This is a genomic window from Paenibacillus sp. oral taxon 786 str. D14 (assembly GCF_000159955.1).
In the GTDB taxonomy this organism is placed as follows: domain Bacteria; phylum Bacillota; class Bacilli; order Paenibacillales; family Paenibacillaceae; genus Fontibacillus; species Fontibacillus phoenicis.
The window spans coordinates 228,632-253,120 of record NZ_GG695970.1; the positions used below are offsets into that span (position 1 = coordinate 228,632).

General features: G+C 52.9%; 24 protein-coding genes. 17 read left to right on the forward strand and 7 right to left on the reverse strand.

What is annotated here, in order from left to right:
• Positions 1-125: 125 nt before the first annotated feature.
• Positions 126-1,013 carry a C40 family peptidase gene (locus tag POTG_RS01065; RefSeq protein WP_009222937.1) on the reverse strand — a complete coding sequence of 296 codons (888 nt, stop codon included), beginning with the start codon at positions 1,011-1,013 and terminating at the stop codon, positions 126-128.
• Between the two features lie 105 nt (positions 1,014-1,118).
• Between POTG_RS01065 and POTG_RS01070 the strand changes: the two genes are divergently transcribed.
• Together POTG_RS01070 and POTG_RS01075 are read left to right on the forward strand one after the other, a co-directional pair.
• Positions 1,119-2,381, forward strand: coding sequence for an MFS transporter (locus POTG_RS01070; protein ID WP_009222938.1), 1,263 nt, complete (start codon positions 1,119-1,121; stop codon positions 2,379-2,381).
• Between the two features lie 130 nt (positions 2,382-2,511).
• The gene (locus tag POTG_RS01075; protein ID WP_009222939.1) at positions 2,512-3,504 is read left to right on the forward strand and encodes an aldose 1-epimerase; all 993 of its coding nucleotides are present in this window, start codon (positions 2,512-2,514) and stop codon (positions 3,502-3,504) included.
• Between the two features lie 99 nt (positions 3,505-3,603).
• Here the strand turns inward: POTG_RS01075 and POTG_RS01080 are convergent, their stop codons facing one another.
• Positions 3,604-3,960, reverse strand: a complete 357-nt coding sequence (locus POTG_RS01080) for a LytTR family transcriptional regulator DNA-binding domain-containing protein (RefSeq protein ID WP_009222940.1) — start codon at positions 3,958-3,960, stop codon at positions 3,604-3,606.
• A gap of 173 nt (positions 3,961-4,133) precedes the next feature.
• Here POTG_RS01080 and POTG_RS01085 point away from each other — a divergent pair, with 173 nt between their 5' ends.
• Entirely contained in the window at positions 4,134-5,228 is a 1,095-nt protein-coding gene (locus tag POTG_RS01085; protein ID WP_009222941.1) for a lactonase family protein, read from the forward strand.
• An 88-nt stretch (positions 5,229-5,316) separates the two neighbouring features.
• Positions 5,317-6,393 (forward strand): AI-2E family transporter, encoded by a 1,077-nt coding sequence (locus POTG_RS01090; protein WP_009222942.1) that lies wholly within the window; start codon positions 5,317-5,319, stop codon positions 6,391-6,393.
• An 85-nt stretch (positions 6,394-6,478) separates the two neighbouring features.
• Here the strand turns inward: POTG_RS01090 and POTG_RS01095 are convergent, their stop codons facing one another.
• Complete coding sequence (locus tag POTG_RS01095; RefSeq protein ID WP_009222943.1) at positions 6,479-7,021, reverse strand: hypothetical protein; 543 nt, start codon at positions 7,019-7,021, stop codon at positions 6,479-6,481.
• Positions 7,022-7,162: 141 nt separating this feature from the next.
• Between POTG_RS01095 and POTG_RS01100 the strand changes: the two genes are divergently transcribed.
• The 7 genes from POTG_RS01100 (at position 7,163) to POTG_RS01130 (ending at position 17,151) form a co-directional block, all read left to right on the forward strand.
• Positions 7,163-8,191 (forward strand): FUSC family protein, encoded by a 1,029-nt coding sequence (locus tag POTG_RS01100; RefSeq protein WP_036643723.1) that lies wholly within the window; start codon positions 7,163-7,165, stop codon positions 8,189-8,191.
• Positions 8,192-8,413: 222 nt separating this feature from the next.
• Positions 8,414-10,759, forward strand: a complete 2,346-nt coding sequence (gene helD, locus POTG_RS01105) for an RNA polymerase recycling motor HelD (protein WP_009222945.1) — start codon at positions 8,414-8,416, stop codon at positions 10,757-10,759.
• An 81-nt stretch (positions 10,760-10,840) separates the two neighbouring features.
• Positions 10,841-12,106, forward strand: coding sequence for an MFS transporter (locus POTG_RS01110; RefSeq protein WP_009222946.1), 1,266 nt, complete (start codon positions 10,841-10,843; stop codon positions 12,104-12,106).
• 157 nt (positions 12,107-12,263) lie between these two features.
• A complete protein-coding gene (rpiA, locus tag POTG_RS01115; RefSeq protein ID WP_009222947.1) occupies positions 12,264-12,950 on the forward strand; it encodes a ribose-5-phosphate isomerase RpiA in 687 nt (228 codons plus the stop codon).
• Positions 12,935-13,375: a GNAT family N-acetyltransferase gene (locus POTG_RS01120; RefSeq protein WP_009222948.1), complete on the forward strand. Its 441-nt coding sequence runs from the start codon at positions 12,935-12,937 to the stop codon at positions 13,373-13,375. The genes rpiA and POTG_RS01120 overlap by 16 nt, the downstream gene beginning before the upstream one ends.
• A gap of 168 nt (positions 13,376-13,543) precedes the next feature.
• The gene (locus POTG_RS01125; protein ID WP_016312489.1) at positions 13,544-13,993 is read left to right on the forward strand and encodes a MarR family winged helix-turn-helix transcriptional regulator; all 450 of its coding nucleotides are present in this window, start codon (positions 13,544-13,546) and stop codon (positions 13,991-13,993) included.
• A complete protein-coding gene (locus POTG_RS01130) occupies positions 13,990-17,151 on the forward strand; it encodes an MMPL family transporter (protein WP_009222950.1) in 3,162 nt (1,053 codons plus the stop codon). The genes POTG_RS01125 and POTG_RS01130 overlap by 4 nt, the downstream gene beginning before the upstream one ends.
• A 79-nt stretch (positions 17,152-17,230) precedes the next feature.
• On the opposite strand, the gene POTG_RS01135 is transcribed toward POTG_RS01130, so the two are convergent.
• A complete protein-coding gene (locus POTG_RS01135) occupies positions 17,231-17,908 on the reverse strand; it encodes a tetratricopeptide repeat protein (protein WP_009222951.1) in 678 nt (225 codons plus the stop codon).
• A 103-nt stretch (positions 17,909-18,011) separates the two neighbouring features.
• Entirely contained in the window at positions 18,012-18,569 is a 558-nt protein-coding gene (locus tag POTG_RS24555) for a hypothetical protein (protein WP_009222952.1), read from the reverse strand.
• 158 nt (positions 18,570-18,727) lie between these two features.
• Between POTG_RS24555 and POTG_RS01145 the strand changes: the two genes are divergently transcribed.
• The 5 genes from POTG_RS01145 (at position 18,728) to coaD (ending at position 21,435) form a co-directional block, all read left to right on the forward strand.
• Positions 18,728-19,441, forward strand: coding sequence for a glycoside hydrolase family 73 protein (locus POTG_RS01145; RefSeq protein WP_009222953.1), 714 nt, complete (start codon positions 18,728-18,730; stop codon positions 19,439-19,441).
• A 132-nt stretch (positions 19,442-19,573) separates the two neighbouring features.
• Positions 19,574-20,026 carry a hypothetical protein gene (locus tag POTG_RS01150; protein ID WP_198136135.1) on the forward strand — a complete coding sequence of 151 codons (453 nt, stop codon included), beginning with the start codon at positions 19,574-19,576 and terminating at the stop codon, positions 20,024-20,026.
• A 75-nt stretch (positions 20,027-20,101) separates the two neighbouring features.
• Positions 20,102-20,308, forward strand: coding sequence for a hypothetical protein (locus tag POTG_RS24560; RefSeq protein WP_050769658.1), 207 nt, complete (start codon positions 20,102-20,104; stop codon positions 20,306-20,308).
• Positions 20,309-20,327: 19 nt separating this feature from the next.
• A complete protein-coding gene (gene rsmD / locus POTG_RS01160; protein ID WP_009222955.1) occupies positions 20,328-20,930 on the forward strand; it encodes a 16S rRNA (guanine(966)-N(2))-methyltransferase RsmD in 603 nt (200 codons plus the stop codon).
• Positions 20,923-21,435, forward strand: a complete 513-nt coding sequence (gene coaD, locus POTG_RS01165; RefSeq protein ID WP_009222956.1) for a pantetheine-phosphate adenylyltransferase — start codon at positions 20,923-20,925, stop codon at positions 21,433-21,435. The genes rsmD and coaD overlap by 8 nt, the downstream gene beginning before the upstream one ends.
• Before the next feature lie 15 nt (positions 21,436-21,450).
• On the opposite strand, the gene POTG_RS01170 is transcribed toward coaD, so the two are convergent.
• Positions 21,451-22,671, reverse strand: coding sequence for a nucleoside recognition domain-containing protein (locus POTG_RS01170; RefSeq protein WP_157273273.1), 1,221 nt, complete (start codon positions 22,669-22,671; stop codon positions 21,451-21,453).
• A 178-nt stretch (positions 22,672-22,849) separates the two neighbouring features.
• Here POTG_RS01170 and POTG_RS01175 point away from each other — a divergent pair, with 178 nt between their 5' ends.
• Positions 22,850-23,878 (forward strand): SepM family pheromone-processing serine protease, encoded by a 1,029-nt coding sequence (locus POTG_RS01175; protein ID WP_009222958.1) that lies wholly within the window; start codon positions 22,850-22,852, stop codon positions 23,876-23,878.
• A gap of 56 nt (positions 23,879-23,934) precedes the next feature.
• Here the strand turns inward: POTG_RS01175 and POTG_RS01180 are convergent.
• Positions 23,935-24,489 (reverse strand): nucleotidyltransferase family protein (locus POTG_RS01180; RefSeq protein ID WP_009222959.1); only part of this gene is annotated, 555 nt, incomplete at its 5' end.

Below are 24,489 nucleotides of genomic sequence, written 5' to 3' on the forward strand. Positions count from 1 at the left end.
AAAGTGATGCCTACATTCATTATACTTTGTATTTGTATCGAAGGGAAATCGCTGATCGGCAGGAAAAAAGCCGGGTGAACCTTGCGGTTCCCCGGCCTTTACTTTAAGCCTTGGGGTGGTTGAAACTAACGGACCCGGCGCATGGAAAGGATCACTGTGCTCCAATACCCGCTGTCCAGCGGGCTGATTTGAACTCCGGGAGCACCCCAGGTATGAATAAATTTGCCGTCGCCGATATAGATGCCGACATGGCCGGGAATTTTGTCGGATTGAAACCGGCCGGGGACCGTGAAGAAGATCAAATCTCCCACTTGCAGTTGATCCCGCGTCACCGGCACGCCTTCTTTGGCTTGATCCCGGGCCAGCCGCGGCAGGTCTTGACCAAACTTCTTAAAGACATGACGGGTGAAGGACGAACAATCAAATTTTTTGGACTGTTCGTAAGGTGCGGCGCCAAATTCATAAGGTACGCCTAAAAACTGCTTGGCATAGGCGACCATCTCATCCTGATGTTCGGCAACGCCTAGAACTCCGTACCGGCTCGTTCCTGTCTGCGGTGGAATATTGCCGCCCGCCGGGGTAATGCGGTCAAAGCTAAGCTTTCCCGTGCGGGAATCGATCTTCGCTTTGGTTTGCAGCAGGGCGGATACGGCATCCATCGTCATATAGAGCTGACCGTTCTCACGCACCGGCGCCTGAGGCAGAGCGATCGGCTGCCCAAAGGAAATCGCATGTCTCTGGCTAGGCTGGACGGTAAACATCACATCGGTATAACCGAGATTGGCGCTGTCACTGTTCTCCTGCAATCGCAGGCCAAGGCTCTGAGCCACTTGCGTTAACGGCACCCAGGTTGTGCCGTTGGATTCGGTGATGGCTTCTGTTCTCACCGGGGAATTGCCGGATGGAGGGACAGCATTCGAGCGGAGCCGATCCTGCTGGCCGCAGGAAGTGATCATGGTCAGCGGCAGGGTCAAACAAACAAGGAACATCCCAAACCTCAAGGAAATCCGCATAAGATCATTAGCACTCCATTCATTTAGATTAGCGAATCACTTGAAGTATGTAAAAAAAGAGACAGAACTATTCGGAGAGAGAAATCAAAGGAGCATCCATCAACAATGAAGAGCAATATTATGCAAAAATCGTTTGTATCGAGAAAGCCGTCCCGCCAGCGCCGCAACTTGGCGATCGCGACCTGGGAGGGCGTGCCCTCCACGATCTTCCAAACGTTGCTTGGCGGTCAGTTCCTGACGGGATTTCTGCTGTATCTCGGGGCGAATTCAGCGCAAATCGGCTTTGTCCTGGCGATAACGACTTTCGTGAATATTGCTCAAATCGCCGTTGCTTTTCTCATTCAGCGATTAACCAGCCGCAAATGGGCGCTGGTGCTGTTCGTTGGGCTGCATCGCATTCTGTGGGGTGCAACGGGCCTTGTTCCGTTTGTTTTACCGCGCCATTATTGGGTTGCCGGATTTATCGCTCTATATATCGCGGCGTTTATATTTAATACGGTTGGAGCGATGCTGTGGAACTCGCTGATTAGCGATATTGTGCCGACCCGCGTACGGGGAAGATATTTTGGAATCCGTAATACGTTTCTTAATGCGCTGAACACGTTGGTGATGTTTTTGGGTGGGATGGTGCTGGACCATTATCCGGCGGCGCAGGGGTTCTTTTACTTATATATCGTGATCTGGATTTGCGCGATCGCCAACATCATCGTGTTTATGTTCTATCCCGATGCGGCTTTCGAGCGCTCAGCGGAAAGCAAGTTTATGCCGATGCTGCGTAAACCGCTCCAGGACGGAGCCTTTATGAAAGCAACGTTGTTTCTGGCCGGCTTCCTGCTGCTGCAGAACCTTGTCGTGCCGCTGTACTCGTACGTGATGTTGGAGCTGCTGCACATCAATTATCAGACGATCTCGCTTTTAAATGTGACCCAGACGGTCTTTATGATGGGAAGCTTTTACGTGTGGGGGAATCTGAATGCGCGTTACAGCAATCGTCGCTTGCTGTTCTGGACGCTACCGATCATTGCGCTGGCGATTCTATGCTGGGGCGGACTGTCCGTGTTGCCTGTGCTGCCTGTGCTCTTCCTGGCCCATATGATATTTGGGGTTGGCGTCGGCGGATTTAACCAACTGGCCTTTAACTTTATGATTGGCGACACGCCCAAATCGGAGCGTCCGATGTATATGGCGATGTATTCGGCGATCACGGGGGTGGCCTCTTTCTTTGGTCCGCTGCTCGGCGGGCAGGTGTTGGAATGGATTGAATCGTGGCCGATGTGGACGCAAATCTTTGGCATGCAACTGTTCGTTGGGGCGTCCATGATCGTCTTGGCTGCAAGCTTGGGTCGCAAAATCTTGCGCGATGCATGATGTAAAGCGGATGGAGACAACATGATAATTTGCGACCCTAAAGCTGTTGTGATGGACAGGGGTGACTTTTGGAGGCGCTTTAAGGTATATTACAAGATGAGCGCTAAGCAATGAAGGGAGATTACCATCCATGGCACAAAGAACGGCTTATGAAGGCACTTATCAAGGAGAAAAAGCAGTTTGGCTCAAATCCGGGCGTTATGAGGCGGTGATGCTGCCGGAAATCGGCGGCAATCTGATCGCTTTCCGCGATGTCGAAAGCGGTTACCGTTTCTTGCGTGAGCCCGGTGAACAGGAGATGGAGGCGTTCAAAAGCAATCCCGGCGTCCACGGGATCCCGGTGCTGTTCCCGCCCAACCGTTATGAAGACGGACAATTCCCGTGGAAAGATGAAGTTCTTCAATTCCCGGTGAACGAGGCCGCAACTCACAACCATTTGCACGGATTTCTACATACGACGGCCTGGGAGGTTGAGGATTTCGGACAGACCCCGTTGGAAAGTTACGTTTCTGTCAAAGTGTCGGTTGACGAGAACCACGAGGTGTATCGGTACCTTCCCTTTAAATTTACAATGCGGCTGAGATATTCGTTGAGCGATGATGGCTTGGCTCAGCAGGTGTTCATCCGCAATGACGGCGACAAAGAGATGCCATGTCTGCTAGCCTTCCATACCGCGGTGAATGCACCGTTTGCGCCTGAAAGTACGGCAAAGGATTACAAGGTCAAGCTCACGATCGGGCAGCGTTGGCAAATGAGCGAGCGGATGCTCCCAACCGGATCCTTCCAGCCGCTGACAGATGAAGAAGAGCAGATGAAAGGGGAAGGCGTCTATCCGTTCTTCGCTTCGATGGATAACCATTACACGGCGGTACCGCAAAACGGCAGAAACCGGATGGAGCTGACCGATACGAAGCTCGGCAAGACGCTCGTGTATGACGTAGGGACCTCCTACAAGCAATGGATGATTTGGAATAACGGGGCGACGGAAGGCTTCTTCTGTCCGGAGCCGCAGATCAATCTGGTGAACGCACCAAAGTCGAATTTACCGGCAGAGGAAATTGGTCTGTTTAGCCTGCTTCCCGGCGAGATTTGGGAGGAACGCGCCCGTCTATACGTGAAATAAGAGGGACAACGGAAAAAGCAGCCGACCCGGCCGTCTACGACGGTGCGAGTCAGGCTGCTTTTTGCCTTTGGCCGCTTGGCAGGTCAGTTCAGCGGAGGGTTAGTTCACTCCGGCAGTGACTTTGCCGCGTTGAGACGGGATCAGCCGTTTCAATTGCTCCAGATTACGTCTGGGGACCGAAATCGTCTTGATCCCATGCCGTTCATCCCGGAACCAAACAACGTTATCGCGAATTTCCGAGACTTGGGTCAGGTTCACATAGCAGTTCGTGCTGATGCGGTAAAAGCGAGGGTCTGAGATCAACTTCGAGGTCTGTTCGGCGGATAATCTCTGTTTAATACTGTAATTCCGTCCATGGAAGCAAACCAGTCCGTGAGCTCCGATCTTGAAGAAATACGTCTCGTAAGGATTAAGATCCTCGTAGACGCCTCTTTCTTCGAGTCCGACGTTCATCATTCCAAATCCCCCTTTAGAAGATGCTTTCGGAAGCGCTTACAGTATATCATATTTTATCTGGTTTGGGTAGCTGGCCTCATTTCAGTTTCAAATTTAACTTTATCCCGGGCGAGACTGGACTTTTTGGGTGAATTACGGAAAAATATAGGGGACATCATTTAAACAAGCTTCATATGAAGGAGGAATTTCATTTGTCAGTCTCACAACAACGATTGCTGATATTTGTGGGATCGTATGCTGAAGCGAGCGATCCCGGAGTTTACACATATGAAATGGATTTGGACGCAGGGGAGCTCCGTCTCCTGGATCAAGCGTCCGGGTTAAAGAACCCCACATTCCTGGGCATCCATCAAGATTCCCGCAAGGTGTACGCGATTTCCGAAACGACCTTGGGAGGGGAGCGGATCGGGGAAGTTGTTGCGTTTGATGTGGATGCGGGCGGCAAGCTTCGTGAATTGAACCGGGAAGTGACGATTCGCCCTTCCTCCTCGCATATTCAACTTGACCGCAGCGGTCGATTTGCCGCTGTATCGGGGTATCACGGAGGGAACGTTGGCCTTGTGGCACTTCAAGCAGACGGAACCGTGGGCAAGTTGGTTGACGAGCGCCAGCATGAAGGGCAAGGGGCTGATCCGGTGCGCCAAGATCGTCCGCATCCCCATTCTGTTACTTTCAGCCCGGATAACCGATACGCGTTGGTGGCCGACTTGGGGTTGGACCGCATTTTCGTCTATTCGTTTGAACCTGAATCCGGACAGCTGGTTTACCGAAGCGAAGCGTCTACGCCGCCGGGGGCTGGTCCGCGACATCTTGCATTCCATCCGAACGGGCAGTGGCTTTATTCCATCAATGAAGTGAATTCCTCGATTTCTCTTTTTTCTTATGATGCAACAACCGGAGAGCTGGCCTTGCAGGACACCGTACCCACGTTGCCTGCTGATTATACCGGGGAGAACACCACGGCAGAGGTAGCCATTTCGGCAGACGGCCGTTATCTGTACGGTTCCAATCGCGGCCATGACAGCTTAGTGCAGTTTGCAATCGATCCGGAGAGCGGACGGCTTACCTTGGTTGAACATGTCTCCAGCGAAGGCGGTCATCCGCGGCATTTTGCGCTTACCCCGGACGGTAAACATCTGATTGCGGCGAACCGGGATAACAACTTGCTGGCTGTCTTTACGGTTGATCCCGATAGCGGACGCTTAACGTTTACCGGCCGAACCGTATCCGTATCCAAGCCGGTTTGCGTAAAGCCGGTATGGTTCTAACTATTTTATTTGCAAAGTCTTAACGGCTCGCTTAAGATTAACGCAGGGGAATACCCTCCAGTAACTGTGAAGGAGCCGTTTGTGACTCATGACGTTTTTTAAGGAACTGTTTCAAATGGCGGGATTCCGCAGGGTGCTTGCCCTGCTGTTTGTCGTCCTCGTTTTGTATTTCGCCCGCAGTATGCTGAATATGCTGCTCATTACGTTTATTCTGACGTATTTAATCAATCGGCTGCACAATTTCATCAGCCGGAACGTAGCCAAGGTGATTCGCATCAATCGAACCGTCACCGTGCTGTTTATTTACGTCGTGCTAATTACCTTGCTTGGTTCCGCCATCTACTATTATATGCCGGTGCTGCTTACCGAGCTGACCGACTTGGTCAACCAGGTGATTTCGTTCTATTCGAACCCGCCGGTGCTCCCGGATAACCCGATTTTGAATTACATCGTGGAGTACTTGAAAGATATCGATCTATCGGCATATATTAACAACGGGTTTACGTTCTTGCTCAGCACGCTGACGGATATCGGCGAATGGAGCTTAAATCTGTTCATCGCGATCGTACTCAGCTTGTTCTTCCTGCTGGAGAAAGAGAAGGTCACGAACTTTGCCGTCCAGTTTCGGGAAAGCCGGATCGGAGGGTTGTTCAAGGAGCTGGAGTACTTCGGTCGCAAATTCGTTCAGTCCTTCGGCAAAGTGATTGAAGTGCAGTTTTTGATTGCAACGGTAAATGCGGTATTATCGACCATTTTCCTATGGATTTTAGGGTTTCCGAATCTGATCGCCCTGGCGATCATGATCTTCCTGCTAGGGCTTGTTCCAGTTATGGGGGTTATCATTTCGCTGATTCCGCTGTGTGCGATCGCTTTTAAAATTGGCGGATTGATCAAAATCGTCTATGTCCTCATCATGATCGCGCTTGTTCATGCAGTTGAAACGTACTTCTTAAACCCGAAATTCATGTCCAACAAAACGCATTTGCCGATTTTTTTCACCTTCCTCATTCTGCTGGTCTCTGAGCATTTCCTTGGGGTCTGGGGACTGATCGTTGGTGTACCGATCTTTATCTTCCTGTTGGATATCGTTGAGGTTCCCGTAGGAGGGACTCCACATAAAGCGGTAGGACCTGCAGTGGAGACGGGGGCGCCGGAAGAGAAATAAATCGTTAGATCATGCAAAACCGCTGAGCGTACCTTTTAGGCCGCCCAGCGGTTTTTTCACGGTTGTCCGTAGTTATTCACCTGGGTTAGTGAACCATATGGCTCCAGTTGACCTTGTTATTTTGGTAATCCGCTGCAGGCTGTCCCGGTATCCGGTCCTTCCAGTTGCGGTTGATGACCTTCTTCAACTTGTCCGGAAGCTTGGACTTCATTTTGTCCGCTTTTTCCTGGTCGATTTTGCCCTCAGCCAGCGCTTTGTCGATATTCCGGTTCGCGGACTCGGTCAGCTTCTTCAGATATTCCTCTTCGCTCCAGCCTTTCTCGGCCTGCACGACTTGCAGCAATGTCTTGCCTTGCTTCAGTTGGTCTACCAGGGCTTTGGGCTCGATTCCCAGCATTTCGGCCGTATCTTTGACGATGTGACCGCCGCGGAAATGGCCGTGCGGGTGATGCTTATGCGGCTTGGTTTCCGTCTGCGACGGACTTGGACTCACCTGCGGCGTTTGATCCGCCGGAGCGCCGGTTTCCGCATATGCGGTGCCCGCCGTAGCAGCCGAACCGGCAGCCAGCAGAAGTGCAAGGGTCAATTTGCCAGCCATCGGTTTCAAGTTCTCCATAAACATGGACATTTTTCACCTCTTCGTATAGAATTATTTGGTCCTTGCCTTTATCAGTTTTGACCAAAAACAGGCAGGATATCTGAGATGAACCTTAATATTTGTTAAAATTTTGCTTAAAATAAATGGAATGTGCTGGGGGACGTAGGGGGAATGGAAGTGACATTTGGCGCAAGAATGCTAAAAACGGGGGTTGCGGTTACACTGGCTTTATATGCCGGTACTTTACTGGGATTATCCTCGCCGGTGATCGCGGCGATCGCCGCGATTTTTGCCATGCAGCCGACCATTTATCGTTCCTGGCGTTACTTGATCGATCAGCTGCAGACGAATACGCTTGGGGCCGTGTTAGCGATGCTGGGCGGCATGGTCTTCTCCAATGAACCCATCGCCGTAGGGCTGGTTTGCATTCTAGTGATCATGATCTGTCTGCAGCTGAAAATGGGGGATACGATTGGCATTACACTGGTTACGGTCGTGTCCGTGATGGAGGCGTCAGGCCAGTGGGAATTTGCGTTAAACCGTTTTCTGTTGAGCTTAATTGGTATTTTTTCAGCTTTTATTATCAACATCGTCTTGTTCCCGCCCAAACCAAAGGTACAGTTCGAGCAACAGGTCCGGCAAACGTTTGATCGGCTGTCGCTGCTGCTAAGAACGGCGATTTCCGATGAGATTAAGGAAGCGGTGTTCCGGTCCGATAAGCGTAAACTTGAGGATACCATCAGCCAATTAGCAGATAAGTATAAGCTGATGGAGGAGGATCAGAAGAAAATCAAAGCACCGAAATTTAGCGACCATCGTCAACTTGTGGTGTATAAGCAAATGCTGCGCACGCTTCGCCAAGGGCTTGAGGTGCTGAACGCGGTGGAGCAGCATTATTTCCAGGCGGCTCGCACGCCGGAATTAAATCAAGAATTTGACGAGCATCTGGAGAAGCTGACCAAATTCCACGAGCATGTCATGCTGAAGTTTGATGACAAGCTGAAGCCGGGCTACTGCGAATCGATGCAATTTGAAACGGAAAACGACGAATTCCTGCGGCGGATGCTGGACCGATATGCAGCCGAGCGCACAGGCGTGCTGCGCTTATCGATTGTGTCAGCCGAAATGTATGAATACGGTCACCAATTGGAGCGGCTCAACCGGTTGGCAGATCACTCCACAGCAGCGACCGGCGATTAATGGGAATAACAAAAAAAGTCCTGCCTTTAAGGCAGGACTTTCATGTCATTCATCGTGTAAACATAGATTGATAAGTAAAGTTCATCTTGGTACAATAAAAGATAGACTATCAATCGTTGTTGCAGATCAGATTTTATCCAAATCAATTATAACATGCTTTTTATCATTTGTCAAGATATCAGCTGTAGATAAAGTTAGATGTCATTCAAGGGAGCGATTTAATTGGACCATACAGATCAGGCATGGCAGGAAGAACAGCGCCGCGTGGAGTACGTGGCCGACCAAATCGACGCCAGAATCCGCAAGCTGGAGCGGGAGGTTGGCAGCGTACGCGGCGATGTCGTTGAGATGCGGAAGAACTTTTGGGACGAAGTAACGGTGAACTTCAGCGAAGCGGATGATGTCGGTGAAACGTCAACTAGCTTACGGCAGCAGTCCCAGGTGCTCGCAGAGCGGGAGAAAAGCCACCAGCATGCCTCTATCGCGTTGGGGAAGCTGAAACGTCTAAAGCAGTCTCCTTATTTCGGGCGCATTGATTTCGCTGAAGACGGCGAACCGGTGGAAGCCATCTATCTTGGGATTGCTTCATTGCTCGAAGAGGGGGATGAAACGTTCCTCGTCTATGATTGGCGTGCCCCGATTTCCAATCTCTATTATGACAGCGTTCCGGGTCCAGCTTCCTATGAGACGCCGTCCGGTACGATCAAAGGGACGATGACGCTAAAACGTCAGTTCGTGATCAACGGACGCCGCATCAAGGTGATGTTCGACACCGGCGTCACGATTGGCGACGAGCTGCTGCAGCAGGTGTTAAGCCGCAGCTCTGATGCGCAGATGAAGAGCATCGTGGCCACGATCCAGCGTGAGCAAAATAAAATCATCCGCAACGATCGCAGCCGGATGCTGATCGTGCAAGGGGCCGCCGGCAGCGGCAAGACATCGGCCGCCTTGCAGAGGGTCGCTTACTTGCTTTATAAGCACCGCGAGGTGCTGCAAGCGGATCAGATGATTTTGTTCTCGCCCAATCCGATGTTTAACAGCTATGTTTCAACGGTGCTTCCGGAGCTGGGCGAAGAAAATATGCTGCAAACGACGTTCCAGGAGTATCTGGAGCATCGGCTTGGAAGAGAATTTCAGCTTGAGGACCCGTTTGTACAAATCGAATTTGTCCTCTCTGCTCCTGAGGATGAGGCTTATCAAGCTCGGGTCAGCGGAATCCGTTTTAAATCGTCGGTACAGTTCCTGCATGCGATCACGCGGTATAAGGAACTGCTGGAGCAGAAAGGGATGATCTTTAAACCGCTCCGCTTTCAAGGCAAGGAAATTGTTGGCGTGGAGGAAATTGCCCGGCAATTTTATGCTTATGATCCCGCGATCCGGCTGGCCAACCGTTGTGAGCTGTTAAAAGATTGGCTGCTGAAGGCCATCGCGGCCTTTGGTAAGTCCGAGCTGGATCAGCCTTGGGTAGAGGAACAAATTCAGCTGCTGGATGCAGAGGACTACCAGCGGGCTTACCAGCGCATGCGGCACAAGCAGCATGGTAAAAGTCCTTCATTCAGCGATTACGAGGATGAGAAGACGATTTTGGCCAAAATGGTTGTCAGCGATCGTCTTAAACCGCTCCGGAAATGGGTCAAATCGCTGCGGTTCGTTGATGTGACGCGTCTATATACGCAGCTGTTCAGCGACCTGACGATCTTCCGAGAAGTCCATCAAGAAGAGCTTCCAGATCAGTGGGAAGATATCTGTGAGCAAACGCTGCAGAAGATTGCGGGGGGCGAGCTGTTCTATGAAGATATTACGCCTTTCCTCTATTTAAAAGAGCTGCTGCTTGGCTTCCGGTCCAACACGTCGATCCGTCACGTCATTATCGACGAAGCGCAGGATTATTCGCCGTTCCAGCTGTTCTTCCTGAAGCGGCTGTTCCCGCGGGCCAAAATGACGGCGCTCGGCGACTTGAACCAGGCGATTTATGCTCACGCCTCGGTGCTTCAGCAGTCTTCTGTATTCAGCGATTTGTACGGTGCGGAGGAGAGCGAGTTGATTACGCTGGAGCAAAGCTACCGTTCCACCCGCCAAATTGTTGAGTTCACCCGCGAGATGATCCCTGGCGGGGAGGCGATCGTTCCGTTTAACCGGGAAGGCGAGATGCCGGAGGTTCACCTGGTTGACGATGCAGATAAGCTCCACGCTTCGCTGGAGGCGATGATCGGTCAGCTGCGCGCGGACGGATATGAATCGATTGCCGTCATCTGTAAAACGGCGGAGGAAAGCAAGCAAGCCTACGATCGGCTTAGCGCTAAGCTGCCGGCCAAGCTGATCAAGAAGACGACGTTATCCTTTGAGAAAGGGGTTCATGTCATTCCGGCGTATTTGGCCAAAGGTGTGGAGTTCGATGCGGTACTGATTTACGACGGTTCCGACCGGAAGTACACGAGAGAAGCCGAACGGAAGCTGTTTTATACGGCCTGCACAAGAGCGATGCACTTGCTGCGCATTTACTCCGTAGGCGAACCTAGCCGGTTTATCCGGGAAGCTTCGAAATCAACCTATATTCTGGTTCCTTGACAGCGGTATAATTTCGGCTAAATGTATCACACTAACCGGGTCTGTTTAAACTTCATTCGTGAAGGGTGGCCTGATGGTTAGATGCTCGGCAAAAAAGGCGATTTGATTGCATTGGCCTCCATACCGCTTATTATGACGCTGGGAAATTCCATGCTGATTCCGATATTGCCACAGATTGCCCGTGAGCTTCATGTCAACTCCTTTCAGGTCAGTATGCTGATCACCGTGTATGCGGTGGTTGCGATCTTGCTGATTCCGATTGCCGGCTATCTTTCCGATAAATTCGGCCGTAAAGCGATCATTGTGCCCAGCTTGATTATCGCGGGAGTCGGCGGCTGTATTTCTGGCGTGGCGGATTGGTTTGTGAACGGGCTGGCCGTATACTGGCTGATCCTAGGCGGTCGCTTCCTGCAAGGGATCGGAGCGGCCGGCGCCTTCCCGATCGTGTTGCCGCTGGTCGGCGATCTGTATGAAAGTGAGGAGGAAGTCAGCCACAATTTAGGCTTGATCGAAACCTCCAATACGTTTGGCAAAGTGCTCAGCCCGATCTTAGGTGCACTGCTTGGCGCTTGGATCTGGTATGTGCCGCTTCTGTCGATTCCGGTATTATGTTTGATCTCGCTATTGCTGGTGCTGTTTTTGGTGCGGGAACCGAAAGATCGGGAGAAGGCCAAGCCGCTGAGGGAATTTATCTCTGCCGTCAAAGCGGTGCTGAAGCAAAAAGGCCGCTGGCTGTATGCCATCTTTGCGATCGGCTGCATTTCGATGTTCCTGTTGTTTGGCGTGCTGTTTTATTTGTCTGAGCAACTGGAAGCAAAACACGGCCTGGACGGTGTGATCAAGGGGTTGGTACTGGCGATTCCGCTGGCAGCTTTATGTCTGGCTTCTTATGTGACCGGGAAAAAAATCGGCAAGGACAAAAAGCTGATGAAATGGTCTGGCGTCGCAGGCTTAATCCTATCGACCGGCGCCTTATTTGGCATCGGCTTTTTCAACAACATCTATTTTGTGATCGTTTGCCTGATCGTCTGCGGCGCTGGTATCGGCATCGTCCTGCCCAGCTCCGATGCCTTGATCACCGAAGGTGTCGACAAGGAAATGCGAGGTACGATTACTTCACTCTACAGCAGCATGCGGTTTATCGGTGTATCGGCGGGGCCGCCGGTGATGTCGCTGCTGATGAAGGCTGGCCATATGACGATGTTTTTCGTCATCGCCGGAGTGTCGCTGGTGGCGGTCATCCTGCTGCTGACGATGGTCAAGCCGGAATCCGGGCACGGTGGCGCAATCAAGCCCAAGGAGCCCCGAAAACGTACGAAAGTGGTAAAGGCTTTCTATCACAGCTAGGCATAAGGGCATGGACTCTCGGCAGCAGCGGACCGATCGGTTACGCTGCTGTTCTATTGTCCGGGCTTTTTTGGTATGATTAGGAGCGAAAGTGCCGCTGGGACAGAGGTGTTCGAGCGGGCAAAGGTACGAACATCATGATTTTGGAGGGGTAGACATGAATGCCAAACAGGCGGCGGGTTACCGCGCTGCAAAATGGGTAAAGGACGGAATGACCGTTGGTCTCGGGACGGGGTCAACCGCTTATTATGCGATCGAGAAAATCGGCGAGATGGTGGGGAACGGGTTGCAAATTCGTGCCATCGCAACTTCGAAGGCTTCAGAGGAGCTTGCCGCGAAATATCACATCCCGCTAATTGAGGCGAAGGACGTGGACCGATTGGATCTGGCGATCGACGGGGCCGATGAGGTGGATCCGCAAATGGCGCTGATCAAAGGCGGCGGGGGAGCGCTGCTTCGGGAGAAGCTCGTTGCGATCAACAGCGATCGATTTATCGTTATCGCCGATAACGGGAAGATGGTCTCTACATTAGGGCGTTTCAAACTGCCAATTGAGCTGGTTCCGTTTTGTTACGAATGGACTCTGCGGGAGTTGAAGAGCCGTTATGATGTGCCGTTCGAGATGCGGATGCAAGGGGATCAGTTGTACGTGACGGATAACGGCAACTACATTGTCGATGCGGCCTTCGGACAGATAACCGACCCAGCCCGGTTAAGCGACGAGTTGAAGGCGATGACGGGCGTTGTTGAGCATGGATTGTTCGTGGGTATTGCACACACGGTTGTGATTGGTTACGAGGATGGGCGTACGGAAATCAAGGAGGCTTCATGTTCAAATCAATGAAAGTAAGAGTGGACGAGCCTGCCATTCGGGAGCTGCTGGAATATGCCGTGATGTTTGACCCGGATGCACTGGAGGATGCGGCTCGTTTGTACCGGGAAGAGGATACATATCAGCTGTTTGGATATGAGGAAGAGGAAGCAGGGATTACCGGAATTATCGGCTATCGGGTTAATGCTTCGCAGACGCTTGAAATTATCCACCTGGCTGTCCATCCGGAGCAGCGAATGAAAGGGTATGGACGTGCCTTGGTGCTGCTCGCCCTCACGGAAGCATCTCCTGAGCGGATGGAGGCTATTACGGATGAGGCAGGAGCAGATTTCTTCCGGAACATTGGGTTTCAAATTACCGGGTTTTGGGATGAAGTTGCTGGGGAAGAACGGTTTCGTTGCATTTATGAAGTGGAAGAGAACGAAGAGGACGAGTAAGGTCTGGATGAAAGGCTGCGGGAAATCCGCGGCTTTTTTTGCTATTCATCGCAAGGATAAATTTGACTTTCAGGCGGCAATCACCTATAGTTTCATTTGTAGTTTGATTATCGAACTATTCGACTATAGAACTAATTGGACAGGTTTGAGCTGGAGGGATGTAAGGCAGTGAATATTGAAACGATGCAGTTAATTGAACGTTATTTGGCCGCTTATTTCGAGGTCACGAAACGGTTGAACGGGCAAATCCGCGACATGATTCAAGAGGATGTCACCATGGAGCAATTTCAGATCTTGAAGTATATTGCCTCTCGCGGCCGGTGTACCTCTACGGAACTGGCAGACACGTTTGGCGTCGGCAAAAGCTCCATTACTGCGATGACCACGCGAATGGTTGATAAAGGGGTGTTACAGCGAACTCGGGATGAAGAGGACCGTCGGGTCGTATATTTAACGATGACGGAGCAGGGAGAGCGCAATTACGCAATCGTTCAAGAACAAATCATGAGCACGGTCTCCAAGTATTTGGTGCATTTTAGTGCGGAAGAGGTTGAAGGGGTTATCAGCGCTTTCGAAAAATTAGCCAGATTGATCAGCGAAGGGAGTTCAGAGAAATGAGATTCATACTGAAGGCAAGATGGTGGATATTGCTGCTGTGGATCGCCTTAGCAGCGGCATTGATGCTAACAGCGCCTTCCATGGCAGATTTAGTGCGGGAGAACGGGGAGATCACCGTTCCGGACGGGTATTCCTCCTCTGAAGCTTCCGCCATATTAGCGGAGGCGGCCAAGCTGAAGGGCGGAGCGGCAGAGACTCAGATCGCCCTCGTCTTTCATGATGATCAAGGCATCGATGATGCCGAGCAGAAAGAGATTGAACAAGGCATCTCCGCGCTGCGCGACCATATGGAGGAGATCGGCATCGCTTCAATTACCGATCCGTTCAGCACGCCGGAAGCGAAAGATAAGTTGATCTCCAAGGACGGTAAAACGATATTAACCTCTTTGTCGGTGCTTGACGAGCAGCGTCCGCTCAAGGAGATCGAGCAAGATATTCATCAAACCCTCGATTCGCTGAAGGTCGAGCACTATCTGACCGGGCAAAAGCAAATTAACGAGGATATGATCGTCAGTTCGGAGCAGGGGCTGAAGAAATCGGAATATTTTACAGTCATCTTTATTCTGTTGATCCTGTTTGTAGTTTTCCGCTCGGTGGTGGCGCCGTTTATTCCTTTGCTGACGGTTGGGCTCAGCTATCTGGTGTCCCAATCCATCGTTGCGTTCCTGGTGGATACGGTGAACTTCCCGATTTCAACATATACACAGATTTTTATGGTGGCGGTGATGTTTGGGATCGGGACGGACTATTGTATTCTGCTGATCAGCCGCTTTAAGGAAGAACTGCAGCATACAAACGACCAATGGGAGGCGATTGTCCAGACGTACCGTAGAGCAGGGAAGACGGTGCTCTTCTCCGGACTTGCCGTCCTGGTCGGCTTCACGACAATTGGCTTATCGCAATTTATGTTGTACCGTTCGGCGGTGGCGGTAGCGGTCGGCATCGCGGTGATGCTGATCGCCTTGGTAACGGTTGTACCGTTCTTTATGGCTGTGCTGGGCACAAAGTTGTTCTGGCCTGTCCGCGGTTCACTGGAACATAAGGAGAACCGCTTCTGGGGCGCCATCGGCCGCTTCTCCTTGAAGCGTCCCTGGGCAGCGCTGCTGATCGTTGCTGCGGTAACGGTACCTTTCGTAATTTCGTATACCGGCAATGTGTCCTTCAACAGCATGGAGGAAATCGGTGACGAATATGAATCGGTCAAAGCGTATAACATCATCTCCGAAAGCTTTGAACCCGGCGAGTCGTTGCCGTCCACCATTGTGATCAAAAATGACGAGCCCATGGATAATGCGGAGTATATGGCACTCGCTGAGAAGATCAGCCGCGAGGTAGAGAAAACGGACGGCGTTGCCAGCATTCGGGGGATGAGCCGCCCAACAGGGGAAGTGCTCAAGGATTTTGCATTAAGTAATCAGGTGAAGATCGTTGGTGAAGGATTAGGCGAAGGGGGCGAAGGGCTGGGCAAGATTCAAAATGGATTGGCGGAAGCCAGCCAGGCCCTGTCGGAAAACGCCCCTAAACTCAAGGAAGCAGCCGACAGCACCGGGCAGCTGGTGGACGGCACCGCGAAGCTGAAGAACGGGATCTCTCAGCTGTCTGGAGGTCTTGCCGCGATTGAGAAAGGGATTCGGGAAGGTTCGGTTGGGGCCGGCCAGTTGAAGCAAGGATTACAACAAGCGCAAAAGAGCGCTGAGGATTTGGCGAACGCCCACAATCAACTGCTTGACTCTTATCAGCAGTTGGCTCAAGGGGTTTCCGGGCTGGGTAACGGTCTGACGCAAATCCGCGAACCTTTAGGGGCTGCTTCGCAGGGGTTAGCCGCCTTGACGGGTCGCTTCAGCAGCCTGGAGGGCAAATATCCTGATTTAGCGTCGGATCCAGATTATTTAACGATTCGCACGACGGTATTGGAAACCGGCAAAGGTCTGGAGCAACTGACGGCCGGGCTTCAGCAGATCGAAGCACAGCTTGAGCAGGTTGCGGCCGGGCTGAATCAAGCTAACCAAGGCTACGCGCAGGCGGCAGCCGGCGGGAAGCAGTTGGCTGGGGGCCTGGACCAAATCGTTGCTGGGCTGGCGAAGCTGCAAACGGGATTGGATCAGGCTGCCAAGGGTCAAGGCAAGATCGTGGGGCAGCTGCCTGAAGTCGAATCCGGTCTGGCGCAAATTCAAAACGGGCAACAGCAAGTACAAACCGGATTCAGCGAATTCTCCGGTCAAATCACGCAGCTTACTGATGGGCTGAATCAAAGCGTTGACGGCCTGGCTCAAGTGTCCGGCGGATTAACAACTGCCAAGGACTACTTGACGGAGGTTGGAAGCACGGACAACGGTCTGGACGGCTGGTACGTTCCGAAGGAAGCGCTGGAGAACGAACAGATCGAGCAAGTATTCGATACGTATCTGTCCGCGGACCGCAAAGTCATGAAGCTTGAAGTCGTCTTTTCCAGCAACCCTTATGGCCGGGAAGCGATTGACCAGATCGATGCAGTGGAAGCTGCGGTGCAAACGGCGGTGAAAGGGACGCCGCTGGAAAACGCCGACATCGCGATCGGCGGCGTATCGAGTACGTTTAACGATCTGAAGACGATTTCGGGGAACGACTATACGCGCACCGTCTTTTTAATGCTGGCTGGGATCTTCATTATCCTGGTGGTATTGCTTCGTTCGTTGGTGATGCCAGTCTACATCATTTTGTCCCTGGTGTTGACGTTCTACGCTTCGATCGGGTTTACGGAGTGGGTCTTCGTCGACATCTTTGGGTACTCCGGCGTGAGCTGGGCGACGCCATTCTTCGGTTTCGTTCTGTTGGTAGCGCTGGGCGTTGACTACAGCATCTTCCTGATGGACCGCTTTAACGAGAACAAAGAGTGGAACGTCAGCGACGCGATCTTGCATTCGATGCGCAATATGGGGACGGTGATTATGTCCGCAGCGATCATTCTTGGCGGGACGATGGCCTCGATGTATCCGTCCGGCGTGCTGTCCATGCTGCAAATCGCCACGCTGGTGTTAACCGGCCTGGTGCTGTACTCCGTAGTCGTTTTGCCGTTCCTCATCCCGGTGATGGTGAAGCTTTTTGGGCAAGCGAACTGGTGGCCGTTTCACCGCCGCTTCGGCGAAGGGACGCAGCAAGAGAACAGTGTAAATTTGTAAACCGCAGGTGTACAAAAGCAACGCCGGCTTCTTCTCCAATTTGGAGGGAAGCCGGCGTTTTGTTGTGGATACCTTGACCTTAACCAAGCGTGCTGCGTTTGAGGAAGCTGCGCAGCGCCCATCCGCGCTCTTGACGCTTCTTATATTTCGGTAGAGAACGGTACACCTCAATCGACTCCTTGTAAGCGCGTTTTGCCTCTTCCTTGCTGCCCAGCGACTGATACAAGCAGCCAAGCAAATAATACGCTTCACTGGAGGAGGATTGGATTTCGCCAAACCGCGCGGCGTATTGCAGCGCTTTCTGCGGATCTCGCTCACGGAAGGCGGAGGCGAGGCGCAGGTAAGGTTGACCGTATTTCACCCGTTCGTTCAGGCTTAGGGCGTGCAAAATATGCGCTTCCCCTTCCTCGATCCGTCCCAGTCCTAAACAGGCCGTCCCGAGGTCATCCCAAAACTCTGCCGACGACTCAGAGAAGTCCTTCGCCTCTTCGAGCAAGCGATGAGCTTCGGCATATTTCTTGCGTTCCAGCAGTAAGCGGGCAAGCTCGCGTTTGGCAGAGACGTCGAAGGGGCTTGCGGCCAACTGCTGCCGGAGACGACCTATATTGCGGCTGCGTTTGATCGGTTTGCTCAGGCTCGGAAACAACCCAACATATCGCCGATCAATGAAGTAAAGGATGAGGAGCAAGACGATGATGGCGAGAAACGGATTGCCTAGCAGCCAAGACAAGAGAAAAAACAGGAATATCTTACTCATGAAAAGTCCTCCGCAATCACATGATAATTTCCAATTATATCACAGGGGAAGGAGGACGAGGAAAAAATAAAAACAGCCGCCTCGAGGCGGCTGTCACATTGATTTATTGGAAGTTGCGAAACGAGCCTGTGGAGCCGATCGAACCTGTACCGGTGATCGAACCCGAGGTGTGAGATCCCGTGGAGTTCATGGAGCCTGCGGAACCCAAGGAGCCCATGGAGCTGGCAGCGCTGGAGCCGATGGAGCTCAAAGAACCGGTGTGCGTGGAGCTTGGCTGGTGACTGTTCATGGAAGAGCCGATGCTGCCACCGCTATAGCTGCTTTGACCGATTCCTTGCGTGCTGTAGGAGGTTTGACCGATGCCAGGCTGGGTATAACTCGTGCCGAAACCAGACATCGAGTTTACGCTGCTTTCCAGTTGATTCGCAAGCTGTGCTACGCGTTGATACTGCTGCATCGCAGTTTGATGCCCTTGGAGTGCGGATTGAATCACTTGCACGGCTCTACGCTCGCGTTGAGCCAGCTCTTCCAGCTGCATCGCGTTTTGTTGTTCCTGTTGCAGCATTTGCTGGTACATCATCGTAGCTTGACGGGTTTGCTGTTCCAGCTGGCGCATCGTTTGTTCGATCTCACGAAGTTGTTGACTGACATTGTTGTACATCTGCTAAGGATCCTCCTAAAGTTAAGTTAGGTTGTGAAACCATCGTTAGGTTACCCCTCGAATTCACGGCTATACATCGAATTAAGCAGATCCCGAGGCCGTCAAGGTAAGGGTCCAATCCCTCGTCCAACCGGATACATAAACTATGGTGGAGGTGAATGCGATTGGATAAAAACGGGTTTATTCAGAAAATCGCCCCCCTTGCCGTCGCCAGCTCGAAGGAAAGCAGGATTCCGGCTTCATTGACGATCGCCCAAGCCGTTTTGGAATCGAACTGGGGGACCAGTCGTCTTGCTGTCCAAGGCAATAACCTGTTTGGGTTAAAAGGCACCGGTCCGGCAGGCAGCTTGATTCTGCCCACAACCGAGTATCGGGGCGGCAAAGCGGTGACGGTGAACGCGGCTTTTCGCAAATACCGGTCATGGGCAGATTCGATTGCGGATCACGCCCGTTTATTATCGGCGCCGCGCTATGCCGGGGCGATTGGAAAGACAGGTCCGGAAGCGGCGCGGGCCGTTGCAGCGGCCGGATACGCGACGGATCCGCAATATGCCAACAAGCTGATCCAGTTGATGAATACCTACAGCTTGACGCAATATGATGCAACGAAGGGAGATGAACCGATGACTGCAGAGGAGAAAAAACAATTTGCAGCGCTTCAAGACCTCGTCCAAGCGCAGGCGAAGAAAATCGCCGAGTTGGAGAAATGGACAAAGCCGGGGATTCCCGCCTGGGCCAAGGAAGCGGTGGAGGCGGCGGTGAAATACAGCAAAGACGATCCGCTGTTGATGAACCCGGAGCAGGGCAGCGTGGATTTTTACCGAATCATTACCGTGATGCACCGTCGGGGCTTGTTTGACAAGGGGATATAAGCCAGGACTTAGACGGTTGTCATCAGCGTCCCCCGGTGGTACGATGGGTTGGAAGATTAAGGAACTGCCGCGAGGGAGGGAGTAACGATTCGCAAGCGATTATGGATATCCGCGGTTGCCGGATTGGTTTTGTTGCTGGCAATGTATACATGGTGGTATATCGAGAACGTATCTCCAGTGAAGGTGACGAAAACCTTTGACGGTGCGGCCTGGATGGAGGAGGACCCGACTTTTGCACCGCCGGTCCATCTTTCGTTAGACGGGTATTATGACAAACGAAACGCCCAATTTAAGGGTGCAGTAAAGATTAACGGACAGGTGTATGACAATTGCTTCCTCGTCAACGGGTCCGGACATCGTTATGAAGGCGCTAACTTGATTCGGCTTGGGGCAAGCTATTTCGATGCAGAGATGGTACGCATCGCGTGGTCCATTCCTCAGTCAGAGCTCCCTCCTGAGTTGACCCACCCGAAGTTCCCCGATGCGGAGATTTGGTTAATTAGCCCGGCTTCATCCGGTGAAGAGGCGAGCAACTTACGACAGGAGTTAGTAGATCGTTACTTCGCGAAGCTAAAGCTGAAATAAAAAAAGGACAAAAGCCCTCGTAGAATTCCTTGCTACAAGGGCTTTTGTCCGGGCATCCCTTGCGGGATGCCCATCATGGGAGAGGAGAAACCGGACGAAGAGCTTATGGGGAAACGTAAGTCTTCTCCGCGGTTGTCTACGACATTTGGTGATGTCGATACTCTAAGTGTGTCCGGGCAGAGGGGTTTTATACCTCCATTCGCAAAAAAGTTCGATGATTTTTTCATTTTTCATTCCAAGGCGGATTATGGTACGATATCGACAGGAATTTTCCAGGCATAAAAGGTGAGTGAACAAATCGATGAGAGTTATTTCGGGCCGAGCCCGGGGCAGGTCGCTCAAAGCCGTACCCGGCATGGGGACCAGGCCAACCACAGACAAAGTCAAAGAAGCGATATTCAGCATGATCGGTCCGTATTTCGACGGCGGCTCCGCGCTGGACTTGTTTGCCGGAACCGGCGGTCTCGGGATTGAGGCGTTAAGTCGCGGCATGGACAAGGCGGTGTTTATCGATAAAGATTTTAAGAGCATTGAGACGATCCGTCAGAATTTGAAGGCGACCGGATTCGAGACCATGGCTGAAGTCTACAAAAACGACGCTGAACGTGCGCTGAAAGCTCTGGCGAAACGGGAGGCGTCATTTGATCTGGTGTTCTTGGATCCGCCGTACCGCCTGAAACACGGGGATGCGCTGATGACCCAGATGGACGAGCTGCAGCTGCTCAAGCCGGAGGCCACGATCGTGCTCGAATACGAAGCCTCGTATGTTTATCCTGAGCGGTTTGGGCCTTTTGTGCAAATACGTAAAGCGGAATACGGGGAGACTTCCGTATCCATTTATACTTACGATACCGAGTTGAACACGGTTCAAACCGACGATCAGGAGGAAAAACAACATGAGTGAACAGCGGCAACCGCGAGTGGCGGTATATCCGGGCAGCTTTGATCCTGTAACGAAAGGGCATATGGACATCATCCAGCGGGCCTCGCGCCAGTTTGACAAGCTGATCGTGGCCGTGCTGAACAATTTGAGCAAGAAGCCGTTATTTACGGTCGATGAGCGCAAGGCCTTGCTCAGAGAGGTGACCGGGCATCTTCCTAATGTCGAAATTGACAGCTTCCGGGATCTGCTGGTCAATTACATGGACTACAAACAAGCCCATGTAATCGTCCGGGGCATTCGCTCCGTCACCGACTTTGAATATGAGCTGCAGCTGGCTTCTACGAATCATAAGCTGAACAGTGAGGTGGAGACGATCTTTATGATGACGCATCCCAAATATTCGTATTTGAGCTCCAGCGTCGTCAAGGAGATAGCCAGCTTCCACGGCGATGTCAGCGATCTCGTTCCGCCGGAGGTTGAGATGGCGTTGCGTGAGAAGTTCAAGGATAAGCTGGGGCCGAGCTAAGCAAGGCTCAGAGCTTTAAGGTTTCTCTTGTCGCCGCCACAGGAGCGCGATGGACAAGAAGCCAACCGTCAGCAATGTCAGCATCCACAGCTGCCATTCCATCACCCCGAACGCTTGCTGCCAGCTGGGCAGCTTGACGGCCGGGGTGTCGCTTCCTATTGGGGAGGCTTCGCTGCCGCCAAATGCGGGGAGAACGCTTGGCAGCCAGCGGGTGACCGGCTTCCACAGCAGCAGGGTCAGGACATAAGCATAAGCTGCATGGAGCAGACGGCTGAGCAGGAACGACCGTTCTCCGATGCCTGCGGGGCCGAGGATGGCACGCACTTGCAGGTAAGCGCATAGGCCGCTCCACCCTAGCACCGCACCCAGTAACGAGGCGCTGAGGGCCGGAGGAAGGGAAGGGGCCAGCCCGGACAGGGCATAGGAGCCTAAATGGACCTCGAGAGCGCTTTTCACTGCAACGGCCATTGTTTGATTAGGGAACGCGAGCAGAATAACGTGAATCACGACTGCGAAAATAAGCATATATCCGCCGATAATCATCAGCGTTTGAACGCCCGAGGCGACCGCGTCGCCCAGCAGCTTGCCAAAGCTGCGGCCGTCTTCGCGGCGGGCCTCCTCCATCCGGCGCATGGCCAGGCGCAGGATGGATTCACGCGGCCTGGCTGCAGGCTTTACCGGCGGAGACACCGCTGATTTCGAGCGGTCTGGGAACACCAACTGCAGCGTAACGCCGGCGGCGAGGCCGGCAATCCAGTGCACGGCGAGCAAGAGCAAGCCGACCTCAGGGCGGCTTAAGAAGCCTGCGCCAATCACAACGACGAGCAGCATCGGGCTGCAGAAGTGAGCTGCCGCGGCGAGACGTTCGGCTTCACGCGCGGTGACCTTGCCCTGCTTATGCAGGGTCACCGCAGCTTCGGCTGCGGCAGGGAAGCCGGCCGTCATCCCCAGCGGCAGCACCCAGCCGAAGGAGCCGGGAAGACCCAGGGCGCGGCGGGTGAAAGGCTCGAGCAACGCGCCCAGACCATGGGCGAATCCTGAGGCGATCAGCATTTGCGACAGAACGATAAATGGCAGCAAGGCTGGGAATACGATGCGCCACCATATGGCCAAGCCTTCCCCCGAAGCTTTGAACGCTTCGCCGGGGGCGTAAACGACGCAGATCACGAGCAAAACGGCCAAAAATCCGGTTAACCATGTAGAGAGCGGGCTGGCGGCCAAACGTCGGAAATTCATATGTATAGATCCACCTTCTTTGTCATTAGATAAAGATCGATAGCGAATATACGCATAGTACATGCTATGCATCAGCGGCGAAGGACAGACTACCGGTTTCGCATGGCAGGTGCAGGCAGAGGAGCGGCGGCTGAGAAGATGCGAAAGCGCCGTCACACAGGAAGGGAGGAGAAACGGGATGCGACCATCCAGAGCCAAAGCGTTAAAATCGGGACTGTATGTGCTGATCCTTGCGGTGATCGTCTATATTGTCGTCTATATGTCTACCCCGTATATGATCAATCAGCCGGGGACGGCAGAGGAAATCAAACCGATGGTTTCCATCCCGTCGGGAGATCCTGAGGAGAAGGGCACTTTTATGCTCACAACGGTTTCCGTCAGTTACGCCAACGTATGGATGCTGGCGACGGCTCGCTTCAACAAGCATGCCGAGATCGTGAAGAAGGAACCTGATCGCAATGACGAGGAATACGAAACGCAACAGCGATACTATATGAACAGCTCCCAATCCAATGCGATTATGGCGGCCTATAATAAAGCCGGCGTCAAGTACGGTATCGTCCCGGAGTACGTATTTATCATCGGCTTGTCTAAGGATAGCCCGCCCAAGGGAGATTTTCACTCCGGGGATATAATTCGAGCGGTGAAGGGACAGCCAGTCAAACGGTTTGAAGACCTTGGCGCCTTGCTGCAGGACAATCAACCGGGGGATGTGGTTGATGTCCGTCTGGAACGGGGAGGCAAATCGGTCGACCAGCAGGTGGAGCTGGTAGAGATTAAGGCGGCTGACGGCGTGCGCAAGGCCGGATTAGGTGTATCGGTAGGCGAACTGCGGAAGATACAGGCCGCGGATCAGGCTAAGGAAGTGAAGTTTGCCGACACGCGGATTGGCGGTCCGTCGGCCGGCTTAATGTTTACGCTTGAGATTTATAATCAGCTGACACCAGGGGACTTAAGCAAAGGCTACCGGGTGGCTGGCACCGGCACGATCGCCGAGGACGGCACCGTAGGAGCGATCGGCGGCGTCCAGTTTAAGATTGTGGCGTCGGATCGGGAGAAGGCGGAAATATTTTTTGTTCCAGAGGCAAATTATAAGGTTGCGAAGGCCAAAGCGGAGGAAATCGGTTCGAAGATGAAGCTCGTTCCGGTGAAGACGCTGGACGATGCCTTGGATTATTTGGCTTCGTTGGAGCCGAAGGCGCCATAATCCAGGGCAAGCGATTCCAGGTTTGGCGGCGTGAGGCTTGGAGCGTAACGGCGCGATTAATCCGTCAGGCGAATAGGGGATTGACGGTACTCGCGCAGCAGCTCCTCTGCGCTTCGCTTTGGCATCGCATTTGCATATACGGCAGCGGCCCGAATGTCGAGATTCAGCTGCGGGTGCTCCATTTCAGCAGCCCGGGTGAGGATCGGCAGACGGGCCGTTTGTTTCATCCGCTTCAGCAGCTGCTGCCCGGCCGCGCTAAAGCCAAGCACGCGCAGATACCCTGGGCCTTGCGCGAGCACCTCGGGCGCCAGCAGCTCTCGGGGATGCTGCAAGAGAATATGCAGCAGCGTGCGCTGCAGCTTCGTATGCGTGTAGCGTTTGGTCTTGAGCTGCGTCAGCAGCTCGGCGACGGTGGGCTCGGACAAGCGGGGCAGCGTTTTTTTGATCCGGTATTCCAGCCCTTCGGTGACCTCATGAAGGGCGGCCAGCTGCTCCGGCGACGCCAGGAGCAGCTGATGGAAGAGCGGCGCGGCCAAGCTCTCCCACGTCACGGGCCCGCGTCCCGCCGCGAACTCGCGGGCGAGGACCTCCGCCGTGAACGGCGGGAGATA